The 10,651-nt window shown below is 48.9% G+C and carries 10 protein-coding genes; 6 read left to right on the top strand and 4 right to left on the bottom strand.

Annotated features, from left to right (window positions below; genetic code table 11):
• Nucleotides 1-112 precede the first annotated feature (112 nt).
• Nucleotides 113-334, top strand: a complete 222-nt coding sequence (gene cspD, locus GMA8713_RS21305; protein WP_062714059.1) for a cold shock domain-containing protein CspD — start codon at nucleotides 113-115, stop codon at nucleotides 332-334.
• A 734-nt stretch (nucleotides 335-1,068) separates the two neighbouring features.
• Here cspD and icd read toward each other — a convergent pair.
• Nucleotides 1,069-2,316: an NADP-dependent isocitrate dehydrogenase gene (icd, locus tag GMA8713_RS21300; RefSeq protein WP_002539149.1), complete on the bottom strand. Its 1,248-nt coding sequence runs from the start codon at nucleotides 2,314-2,316 to the stop codon at nucleotides 1,069-1,071.
• Nucleotides 2,317-2,560: 244 nt separating this feature from the next.
• Here icd and GMA8713_RS21295 point away from each other — a divergent pair, with 244 nt between their 5' ends.
• From GMA8713_RS21295 to GMA8713_RS21275, 5 genes are all read left to right on the top strand, one after another.
• Nucleotides 2,561-3,220 carry a pseudouridine synthase gene (locus tag GMA8713_RS21295; RefSeq protein ID WP_062714057.1) on the top strand — a complete coding sequence of 220 codons (660 nt, stop codon included), beginning with the start codon at nucleotides 2,561-2,563 and terminating at the stop codon, nucleotides 3,218-3,220.
• Nucleotides 3,221-3,304: 84 nt separating this feature from the next.
• The gene (gene mnmA / locus GMA8713_RS21290) at nucleotides 3,305-4,417 is read left to right on the top strand and encodes a tRNA 2-thiouridine(34) synthase MnmA (protein ID WP_062714055.1); all 1,113 of its coding nucleotides are present in this window, start codon (nucleotides 3,305-3,307) and stop codon (nucleotides 4,415-4,417) included.
• Between the two features lie 13 nt (nucleotides 4,418-4,430).
• Nucleotides 4,431-5,051 carry a high frequency lysogenization protein HflD gene (gene hflD, locus GMA8713_RS21285; RefSeq protein ID WP_002539144.1) on the top strand — a complete coding sequence of 207 codons (621 nt, stop codon included), beginning with the start codon at nucleotides 4,431-4,433 and terminating at the stop codon, nucleotides 5,049-5,051.
• Between the two features lie 22 nt (nucleotides 5,052-5,073).
• Nucleotides 5,074-6,444: an adenylosuccinate lyase gene (gene purB, locus GMA8713_RS21280; protein WP_062714054.1), complete on the top strand. Its 1,371-nt coding sequence runs from the start codon at nucleotides 5,074-5,076 to the stop codon at nucleotides 6,442-6,444.
• Between the two features lie 117 nt (nucleotides 6,445-6,561).
• A complete protein-coding gene (locus GMA8713_RS21275; RefSeq protein WP_062714052.1) occupies nucleotides 6,562-7,695 on the top strand; it encodes a ribosomal protein uL16 3-hydroxylase in 1,134 nt (377 codons plus the stop codon).
• Between the two features lie 63 nt (nucleotides 7,696-7,758).
• On the opposite strand, the gene oppF is transcribed toward GMA8713_RS21275, so the two are convergent.
• The 3 genes from oppF to oppC are packed head-to-tail and all read right to left on the bottom strand — an operon-like array spanning nucleotide 7,759 to nucleotide 10,643.
• Nucleotides 7,759-8,754, bottom strand: a complete 996-nt coding sequence (oppF, locus tag GMA8713_RS21270; protein WP_062714050.1) for a murein tripeptide/oligopeptide ABC transporter ATP binding protein OppF — start codon at nucleotides 8,752-8,754, stop codon at nucleotides 7,759-7,761.
• Nucleotides 8,754-9,719 carry an ABC transporter ATP-binding protein gene (locus GMA8713_RS21265; RefSeq protein ID WP_002539140.1) on the bottom strand — a complete coding sequence of 322 codons (966 nt, stop codon included), beginning with the start codon at nucleotides 9,717-9,719 and terminating at the stop codon, nucleotides 8,754-8,756. Before GMA8713_RS21265 ends, oppF begins: the two co-directional genes overlap by 1 nt.
• 9 nt (nucleotides 9,720-9,728) lie before the next feature.
• On the bottom strand, nucleotides 9,729-10,643 hold the full coding sequence (gene oppC / locus GMA8713_RS21260; protein WP_062714048.1) for an oligopeptide ABC transporter permease OppC: 915 nt from the start codon (nucleotides 10,641-10,643) through the stop codon (nucleotides 9,729-9,731).
• Nucleotides 10,644-10,651: the final 8 nt, after the last annotated feature.

The raw sequence follows: 10,651 nt of genomic DNA, 5'->3' as shown, positions 1-10,651 counted from the left end.
CACCTTCGCTTTAAATTCGGGTGAGTGGTTTCTACGTTTTCTTGTCATCATCTGCTCCAGTCTTTCTGGGGACTATCAAAACAGATCAATCACTTAAAGTCATGTCCGAAAATTGGGGGCCACTTCTGTTAAATGGTTTAACAACGCTAAAGGGTTTGGGTTCATTTGCCCTGATGAAGGTGAAGGCGATATTTTCGCTCACTATTCCACCATCCAAATGGACGGTTATCGCACGCTTAAAGCTGGTCAATCCGTGAATTATGAAGTGCAGGAAGGTCCGAAAGGTTACCATGCCAGCCAAATCGTTCCTGTCGAGAATGAAGCTTTAAAATAATAGTGTTGCTTTGAACTTTTTCGCTGCCGGAAGGTCGAGAATTCAAAGAGCGGACGTCAAGTTCGCTCTTTTTTGTTTGAGCTAATAATCCTCCGCCACAACCCAATACCCTTTTAGTATCCCCAAACGACATCCTTAAGTTGTCTTTAGCGCCAACCTTTGAACCACAGCCGAAATAGTTATTACTAACTCCTTGAAAATAAGTATTTAGCCCCAGAATTGTCACTCAGTAAATCGCCAATAAAGTCGAAATTGCTTCATACCAGTGGCGTCAAGCGAACCAGGTGACTTGGGAGGCGTCTTAAAAACATCACCCTATCCACTAGCTCTGTTAGTCACTTTTATCTATGCATCTCTTATCGACAACCAAAGTGAACGCTTACTCAAACCAAATCAGTATGGATTCACTGCCAGCCAAATTTTGAGCTTGCCGACCGAGGAGCAAATATCTACAAATTGCTATCGGCCGTGTCTCTTCAGCAAGCAATGAAGTTCAGCAAACCTCAGTCGCCGTGATTCAACCAATAAATAGACACTGCAGGTCTGGCTAAATTCCTGCTGACACTGACTGAAACTTGAACACAAAACCGTTAATACCCTGCGCTTTAGTAGGTCGATGACGACATTGCCCTTGACCGTTTAAGTGTCTTGTCTGCACAGTTGATAAAAACTTAAATCCACTCTAAACGAAAAAACCCGGCATAAGCCGGGTTTTCAATCAATCGAGAGCCAAATTACATTTGGTCGATCATGTCTTGTGCGAACTCAGAACACTTACGCAGGGTTGCGCCATCCATCAGACGTTCAAAGTCATAAGTCACAGTCTTGTTGCTGATCGCTTTTTCCATTGAGCTGATGATCAGGTCAGCGGCTTCAGTCCAACCCATGTGGCGCAGCATCATTTCTGCAGACAGGATCAGAGAACCTGGGTTCACTTTGTCCTGACCCGCGTACTTAGGTGCAGTACCGTGAGTTGCTTCGAACAGTGCGATGCCGTCGCCGATGTTTGCACCAGGGGCAATACCAATACCACCAACTTGCGCAGCAAGCGCATCTGATACGTAGTCACCGTTCAGGTTCATCGTTGCAATCACATCGTACTCCGCTGGGCGCAGCAGGATTTGCTGCAGGAATGCGTCCGCGATAACGTCTTTGATGATGATCTCTTTGCCCGTGTTAGGGTTTTTCAGAGTCATCCATGGACCACCGTCCAGCAGCTCAGCACCGAATTCTTCTTTCGCTACTTCGTAACCCCAGTCTTTGAATGCACCTTCGGTAAACTTCATGATGTTACCTTTGTGCACCAGAGTCATCGAGTCACGCTCGTTGTCGATAGTGTACTGGATAGCAGCACGAACCAGACGCTTAGTGCCTTCTTCAGATACTGGCTTGATACCAATACCACACTCCTCGTCGAAACGGATTTTCGTTGCACCCATTTCTTCTTTAAGGAATTTGATGACTTTGTCTGCTTCTGCAGTGCCAGCTTTAAACTCAACACCGGCATAGATATCTTCCGAGTTTTCACGGTAGATAACCATGTCAGTCAGTTCTGGTTGTTTCAGAGGGCTTGGCACGCCATCGAAGTAACGTACTGGACGTGCACAGATGTACAGATCCAGTTCCTGACGCAGTGCAACGTTCAAAGAACGGATACCACCGCCAACAGGGGTAGTCAGAGGGCCTTTAATGGCAACTTTGTATTCACGAATAAAATCCAGTGTTTCAGTCGGCAGCCATTGGTCTTCACCGTAGACTTGAGTCGACTTCTCACCAGTGTAGATTTCCATCCAGGAGATCTTACGGTCACCGCCATAAGCTTTTTCTACTGCCGCATCTACAACTTTGAGCATTGCAGGACTAACGTCAACACCAATACCATCACCTTCGATGTAAGGGATAACTGGGTTGTTAGGAACGACCAGCTTGCCGTTTTCTACCGCAATTTTCTCACCAGCTGGCACGACTACTTTACTTTCCATTTAATTCTCCTAGCGTCCATTTGTTATTTTGCGCTCACCAAACAGAACAATTTTCTGTCGCACTTCGACGCACTTTTAAGTCCTTGTAGCACGTCAGTTAATTGTTCTGTCTGGTACATGCCCAAGGTCAACGGGCATAACATGCGGGCAAAAGAATACTGTAAATCCCGCAACACGCCAATCACATAATTCCATGTATAATACCAAGGTCTCATTTGTTACTAGACCTGATTGACACGACTTAATGACGTTTAAAACCACTCCTAAAAGAGGCACTAAACCGCCATCTTCAAAGCCGAATTTCCGACGCACTTCACGCCGACGGAGTGATAAACCTTCGCGTCCGAAAGGGCCGACGAAAGTTATTCTATTCAATAAACCTTTCAACACCCTGACACAGTTCACGGGCGAGCCGGGGGATTCGACCTTGGCCGACTTCATTCCAGTGAAGGACGTTTATCCTGCTGGACGCCTCGATAAAGATAGCGAAGGCTTGTTGGTATTAACCAACGACGGCATTTTGCAGGCACGCCTGACCCAGCCACAATCCAAGTCCGCCAAAACTTACTGGGTACAGGTAGAAGGTGAGCCTTCCGAAGAATCGCTGAAGACTCTTCGTGATGGTGTGGAGCTTAACGACGGCTGGACACTCCCTGCTGGCGTGGAAGTCATGGCTGAACCCGCTATTTGGGATCGCAATCCACCCATTCGCCATCGTCCTTCCGTGCCGACAACCTGGCTAGCCATCACGCTGACAGAAGGCCGAAACAGACAGGTTCGCCGAATGACCGCTGCAGTGGGTCACCCCACCTTACGTCTGGTGAGATACAAAATGGGCAACTGGACCATCGATGACTTGCAACCCGGTGAATGGCGTGAAGTGCCACCACCAGCACGCAATTAAATTGTGACTCACATCTCATCTGTAACCGCGTAAAGGTTTCTGTTAAACTCTGCCCCCGATTTTATTGGAGCTAGAAATTTCGTCATGTCAGATAACAGCAGCAAAAAAGTTATTGTCGGTATGTCCGGCGGCGTCGACTCCTCAGTGTCCGCCTACCTACTGAAGCAACAAGGCTATCAGGTAGAAGGCCTTTTCATGAAAAACTGGGAAGAAGATGATAACGACGAGTACTGTTCGGCAGCGGAAGATCTGGCCGATGCACAGGCCGTGTGTGACAAGCTGGTGATTACCCTGCACACCATCAACTTCGCCGCAGAGTACTGGGACAACGTGTTCGAGCACTTCCTGACCGAATACAAAGCAGGTCGCACACCGAACCCGGATATCCTGTGCAACAAAGAAATTAAATTCAAAGCCTTCCTCGAGTTCGCCGATGAAGTGCTGGAAGCTGACTACATTGCAATGGGTCACTACGTGCGCCGCACTTTCCCAACTCAGGAAGGTGAAAAAGCGCAAATGCTTCGTGGTCTTGATAGCAACAAAGACCAAAGCTACTTCCTATATACACTGAGCCACGATCAGGTTGCACGCAGCCTGTTCCCAGTTGGCGATTTGGAAAAGCCAGAAGTTCGGCGCATTGCCGAAGAGCAAGATCTGATCACCGCGAAGAAGAAGGACTCCACTGGCATTTGCTTTATCGGTGAGCGCAAGTTCACAGACTTTCTGTCGAAGTACCTGCCAGCGCAGCCAGGCATCATTGAAACCGTTGATGGCGACGAGATTGGTGAACACCAGGGCCTGATGTACCACACTCTGGGTCAGCGCAAAGGTCTTCACATCGGAGGCCAAAAAGGTGGGAACGGCAACGAAGCGCCTTGGTATGTGGTTGATAAAGATGTTGAACGCAACGTTCTTATTGTTGCTCAAGGCCACGACCACCCTCGCCTGTTCTCAAAAGGCTTGGTGGCAGGCCAACTACACTGGGTAGATCGTGAAACGATTACCGAACCATTGAAGTGCACCGTAAAAACGCGATACCGCCAGCAAGACATATCATGTACCATCGAACCCATTGATGGTGACCAGATCAAAGTGATTTTTGATGAACCGCAATCAGCGGTGACTCCTGGTCAATCAGCGGTATTCTATAGCGGTGATGTTTGCCTGGGTGGCGGCATCATCGAACAGCGTATTTAAGGAGCACTCATCTGTGGCTAATACTTTGTTTGATCGTACCATCGCGTTCGCAGGTATCTGTCAATCCGTCAAACTGGTTCAGGAGATAGCACGCAAGGGAAGTTGTGATTACGACGCTCTAAGTGCCAGCTTGAACAGTATTATCCTCACGAATCCGTCTTCAACTTTGGAGGTTTTCGGCAATGAAGAAAACCTCACCATTGGTTTGAACACACTGATTAATGAATTAGATAACAGTCCGGGTGGCAGTGAGCTTACCCGTTATCTGATCAATCTCCTCGCGTTGGAACGCAAGCTGTCCGGTCGCCGTGACAGCCTTGCGCAACTTTCGGATCGCATCGAAACTGTCCAGCGTCAGGTCCAACACTTTGAACTGCTCGATGATCAAATGATCAGCAACCTTGCCAGTATTTACCTAGACACCATCAGCCCTCTGGGCCCACGTATTCAGGTAACCGGTAACCCTGCACAACTGCAACAAACCGGTGTACAGCACAAAGTACGCGCGCTGTTGCTTGCAGGTATCCGTGGCGCAGTGCTTTGGCGTCAGGTAGGTGGCAAACGTCGCCATCTCATCTTTGGCCGTAAGCAAATGATCGAGCAAGCCAAAATCATCCTAGCCAGAAATTCGTAATATTTAATTCAGGAGAAAGCCCATGGAACTGTCAGCATTGACAGCTGTTTCACCGGTTGATGGCCGCTACGGGACGAAAACGATTGCGTTACGTTCTATCTTCAGTGAATTTGGTCTGCTGAAGTACCGTACTATCGTAGAAGTCCGTTGGCTCCAGAAGCTGGCTGCAACAGATGCCATCAAGGAAGTACCGGCATTCAGCGCAGACGCAAACGCACTACTCGACAAAATCGCTGCAGAATTCAGCGAAGAAGATGCACAGCGCATCAAAGAGATTGAGCGTACCACCAACCACGACGTAAAAGCGGTTGAGTATTTCCTGAAAGAAAAAGTTGCAGACAATGCAGAGTTGAACGCGGTTAACGAATTCATTCACTTTGCATGTACCTCAGAAGACATCAACAACACTTCTCACGCCCTGATGCTGAAAGAAGCACGTGAGCAAGTGATCCTGCCAGAAATCCGCAACGTGATTGACGCGATTAAAGCACTGGCTGTTGAATACCGCGATGTTCCTCTTCTGTCACGTACCCACGGCCAGCCAGCCTCTCCATCTACTATGGGTAAAGAAATGGCGAACGTGGCGTACCGTATGGAACGTCAATACAAGCAAATCGAAAGTGTTGAGATTCTGGGCAAAATCAACGGTGCAGTAGGTAACTACAACGCGCACTTGTCTGCATACCCAGAAGTTGACTGGCACCAGTTCAGCGAAGAGTTCATCACTGAATCTCTGGGCGTCACCTGGAACCCGTACACCACGCAAATCGAACCGCACGATTACATCGCAGAGCTGTTCGATGCGATTGCTCGCTTCAACACTATTCTGATCGACTTCGACCGTGACGTATGGGGTTATATCGCACTGGGTCACTTCAAGCAGAAGACCATTGCAGGTGAAATCGGCTCTTCAACCATGCCGCACAAAGTGAACCCAATCGACTTTGAAAACTCAGAAGGTAACCTGGGTCTGGCGAACGCAGTATTCGGCCACTTGGCACAGAAACTGCCAATTTCTCGCTGGCAGCGTGACCTGACGGATTCAACCGTGCTGCGTAACCTAGGCGTAGGCGTAGGCTATGCGATCATCGCTTACACCTCTACCCTGAAAGGTATCAGCAAGCTGGAAGTGAATCGCGAAGCGCTGGAAGCTGAGCTGGACAAGAACTGGGAAGTACTGGCCGAGCCGGTACAAACCGTAATGCGTCGCTACGGCATCGAGAAGCCTTACGAGAAGTTGAAAGAACTGACTCGTGGTAAGCGTGTAGACGGTGAAGGTATGCGTGCATTCATCGATGGCCTGGATCTGCCAGAGCATGAAAAAGCGCGTCTGAAAGAGATGACGCCAGCCAACTACATCGGTGATGCAATCAAGCTGACTGACGCGCTGTAATTCAGCATTTCAGTCTGAAAGCCCGAATACGCCAGTATTCGGGCTTTTTATTTTGTCTGTCTTCCTACACCCAAGGGTATATAATTGCCCCCAATCCCGAGAAACAGCAATCCCACTATGTATCAGTTAAATTTTGATCTGAACGATTTCCTTACCCGCTTCTGGCACAAAGAGCCTGTTGTGATTAAAAACGGTTTCATCGATTTTGAAGATCCTATCAGCCCGGACGAAGTGGCGGGTCTGGCGATGGAAGAAGAAATCGATTCCCGTTTTGTGTCCAATCTGGATGGTAACTGGGAAGTTCAACACGGGCCATTTGAGAGCTTTGAAAGCTTCCCAGACACGCATTCCCAGCTGATTGTTCAGGCTGCTAACCACTGGCACCCGGGACCGCGCGCGTTATCCGAACCTTTCCGTGGTCTCCCGAACTGGCTGTTCGATGACGTGATGGTTTGTCTGTCTATGCCGGAAGGCGGCGTGGGTCCACACATTGACCAATATGATGTGTTTATCTGTCAGGGCATGGGTAAGCGTCGCTGGCGTGTCGGGGATAAAGGCGAATACAAAGATGCCAATCACCATACTGGCCTCCGTCAAATTGAAGGCTTCGACCCGATTATCGACGAGATCCTCGAGCCAGGTGACATCCTTTACATTCCGCCGGGCTTCCCGCACGAAGGCAATACTATTGAAGTATCACTCAGCTATTCGGTAGGTTATCGCTCGCCGAAGAAACAAGAGCTTCTCAACGGCTTTGCAGATTTTGTGCTGACCAATGAATTGGGTGACAAGCACTTCTACGATCCAAATATCCAAACCCGTGACGAGCACGGCATGATCCCAACAGCGGAATACAATGCGCTAAACGACATGCTGATGAAGCTGATCAACGATGAAGATGCCAAAGCACGATGGATGGGTGAGCAACTCAGTCAGTCTCGCCACGAGCTAGACATCATGCCAGCGGATCCACCATGGCAATCTGACGAGCTTCAGCAGTTTATGGAAGACGGTTTATATCTGGAAAAAGTGTCTGGTCTTAAAGCGCTTTACCACGAAAACAACCCTTCACTGGTTTTCATCAACGGCGAAACCATTGAACTGCCAGAAGGTTGTGAAGCGGCGGCAAAAGTCTTCTGTGACATGGAATACTTCTCGGGCGAAGATTTGGGTGCAATTGCTAACAACCCTGCCCTTTTGGCACTGTTGCTTGATTTCTGCAATGAGGGATTGTGGTATCCGCAGGCCTAATGCGCTGAAATCTAGAAATAAAAAAGCCTTCCGTTTGGAAGGCTTTTTCGTATCAGCTATCGGTTAAAGATGGACCTGCAGACAGGATACAGAATGCAAATCCGTCCCTGCCAGCCTTGGTTTCGTCTGTGAACACGCGTCTGTTGCTTGGGGGCAACGGGTACGGAATACACAACCTGAAGGTGGGTTCATCGGCGAAGGCAACTCACCTTCCAACAGTTGAATTTCCTTGTTCCGTTCTTTCACAGGATCCGGCACGGGAACCGCAGACATCAGTGCTTTGGTGTATGGGTGTTGCGGGTTGTCGAAAAGCGCTTTGCCCTCCGCAAGTTCCACGGCGTTACCCAAATACATCACCAGAACGCGATCAGAAATGTGCTTCACAACTGAAAGGTCGTGCGCGATAAAGATCAGGCTCAAGCCCATTTCTTTTTGCAGTTCTTTCAGCAGGTTTACTACCTGCGCTTGAATAGATACGTCCAGCGCAGAAACCGGCTCGTCACAGATCACCAACTTAGGTTTCAAGATGAGCGCGCGTGCAATACCGATACGCTGACACTGACCGCCTGAGAACTCATGCGGATAACGGTTAATCACGTTCGGCAGCAAACCAACACGGGTCATCATTGCTTGCACCTGCTGTTTTACTTCGTCCTTAGACAGTTCTGGATAGAAGGTTTTCAGAGGTTCAGCGATGATGTCGCCCACTGTCATTCGTGGGTTCAGAGATGCCAGGGGATCCTGGAAAATCATCTGGATTTCTTTGCGCTTCTCGCGCAGATCGTTTCCTTCCAGTTTAGTCAAATCCTGGCCCAACCAGACAACTTGGCCTTCCGTCGCCTGTACCAAACCAATCACGGCACGAGCAAAGGTGGATTTACCGCAGCCAGACTCACCCACGACACCTAGGGTTTCGCCTTCGTAAAGCTTTATGTCTACACCATCAACTGCTTTCAGCGCCGTTGGTTTAGCCCAAGGCCACACCGATGTTGATGCAATATTGAAGTGCACTTTCAGGTCTTCAATATCCAGTAGAAGTTTTTTATCCATTGCACCCATTACCAAGCCTCCTGATCAGAAAAACATGCGCGAAGACGTCCATCAGCAAAAGGCGTCAGGATAGGCGATTCGCTCTTACAGCGGTCACCAACGCGATGGCAGCGGTCCTGATATGGACAGCCCGGTGGCAGTTTCAGAAGGTTTGGCGGGTTGCCCGGAATAGTCGGTAGAATTTCACCTTCCGTATCAAGACGTGGAATCGCCTTCAATAGCCCTTCTGTGTATGGGTGGCTTGGCTTGTAAAAAATCTCATCGACCTTACCGTATTCCATGGTACGGCCCGCGTACATGACCAGCACTTTGTCGCAAGAGCCTGCGACGACGCCCAGGTCATGGGTGATCATGATGATGGCAGTATTGAACTCAGATTTCAGCTCGTTCAACAGCTCCATGATCTGCGCCTGTACGGTCACATCAAGGGCAGTCGTTGGTTCATCAGCAATCAGCAGTTTTGGTCGGCACAGTAGCGCCATCGCAATCATCACCCGCTGGCGCATGCCGCCTGAGAATTCATGCGGGTACATGGTGATACGCTTACGCGCTTCAGGAATTTTCACCGCTTCAAGCATGCGAACAGACTCTTCGAATGCTTCCGCTTTCCCCATGCCTTTATGAAGCATAAGAACTTCCATCAACTGGTCGCTGACTTTCATAAACGGGTTCAAAGAAGTCATTGGATCCTGGAAAATCATCGCGATTTGTTCCGCGCGGATTTTATTCAGTTCCTTCTCCGGAAGGTTCAGAATCTCATTACCTTCAAACTTGGCGCTACCGGAAACAACGCCATTTTTCGCCAGAAGACCCATGATAGAAAACACGGTCTGGCTTTTACCTGAACCTGACTCACCCACAATGCCCAACGTTTCGCCGCGGTCGAGTGAGAAGTTCAGGTCATTAACTGCGGTGACAGACCCATCCTGGGTTTTAAACTCTACGCGCAGATCTTTTACATCTAATAGGCTCATACTTCCCCCTTATCGATCCTTCGGATCCAGCGCGTCACGCAAACCATCACCCACATAGTTGAAGCAAAGCAGTGTGGTGACCATAAACAGCGTTGGGAAAGCCAACTGCCAGATAGCCAGTTCCATGGTTTGGGAACCTTCCTGTAACAGCGCGCCCCAGCTGGTCATTGGTTCTTGAACACCTAGGCCCAAGAAGCTCAGGAATGACTCAATCAGAATCATGGTTGGGATAAGCAGAGTTGAGTAAACCGCTACGATACCCAGCACGTTCGGTACGATATGACGGAGGATAATATTCTTGGTGCTAACACCACATACGTGTGCCGCTTCGATAAATTCCTTGTTACGCAAACTGAGTGTCTGGCCACGTACGATACGTGCCATATCCAGCCAGGCAATGGCACCGATAGCGACGAAAATCAGGAAGATATTACGCCCGAAGAAGGTCACCAGTACGATAACCAGGAACATGAATGGAATGGCATTCAGAATTTCCAGGATACGCATCATCACACGGTCAGTTCGACCACCAATATAGCCAGAAGTAGCACCATAGATAGTACCGATCACAACAGCTACCAAGGCACCCATCAGACCAACCATTAATGAAATTTGGCCACCAACCAGCGTACGGACATAGATATCACGCCCCAGCGCATCGGTACCAAAAATATGGCCTTCTTCGTCGAAAGACGGTGCAGCGTGCATTGCATACCAATCGGTATCATCAAACGCATAAGTCGCGAACATTGGTCCAATCAATACCCATGCAGTGATACACATCAGAATGAAAAGACTGGTCATTGCAGCTTTGTTGCGCATGAAACGGATGCGCGCATCTTGCCAAAGGCTTCGACCTTCTACTTCCAGCTTTGCCGAGAAATTTTCGATAGCTTCGTTATTTTCTTCTCTTTTTATAATCATGATTTAAA

The organism is Grimontia marina, assembly GCF_900060185.1.
In the GTDB taxonomy this organism is placed as follows: Bacteria; Pseudomonadota; Gammaproteobacteria; order Enterobacterales; family Vibrionaceae; genus Enterovibrio; species Enterovibrio marinus.
The sequence above is the reverse complement of the archived record's forward strand: the minus strand, read 5'-3'. Positions and strand labels throughout refer to the sequence as shown.

Bases quoted from the DNA above. Each gene is read 5' to 3' on its own strand.
- icd (WP_002539149.1), bottom strand. From the start codon at position 2,316: ATGGAAAGTAAAGTAGTCGTGCCAGCTGGTGAGAAAATTGCGGTAGAA.
- GMA8713_RS21295 (WP_062714057.1), top strand. From the start codon at position 2,561: ATGACGTTTAAAACCACTCCTAAAAGAGGCACTAAACCGCCATCTTCA.
- mnmA (WP_062714055.1), top strand. From the start codon at position 3,305: ATGTCAGATAACAGCAGCAAAAAAGTTATTGTCGGTATGTCCGGCGGC.
- purB (WP_062714054.1), top strand. From the start codon at position 5,074: ATGGAACTGTCAGCATTGACAGCTGTTTCACCGGTTGATGGCCGCTAC.
- GMA8713_RS21275 (WP_062714052.1), top strand. From the start codon at position 6,562: ATGTATCAGTTAAATTTTGATCTGAACGATTTCCTTACCCGCTTCTGG.
- oppF (WP_062714050.1), bottom strand. From the start codon at position 8,754: ATGGGTGCAATGGATAAAAAACTTCTACTGGATATTGAAGACCTGAAA.
- GMA8713_RS21265 (WP_002539140.1), bottom strand. From the start codon at position 9,719: ATGAGCCTATTAGATGTAAAAGATCTGCGCGTAGAGTTTAAAACCCAG.
- oppC (WP_062714048.1), bottom strand. From the start codon at position 10,643: ATGATTATAAAAAGAGAAGAAAATAACGAAGCTATCGAAAATTTCTCG.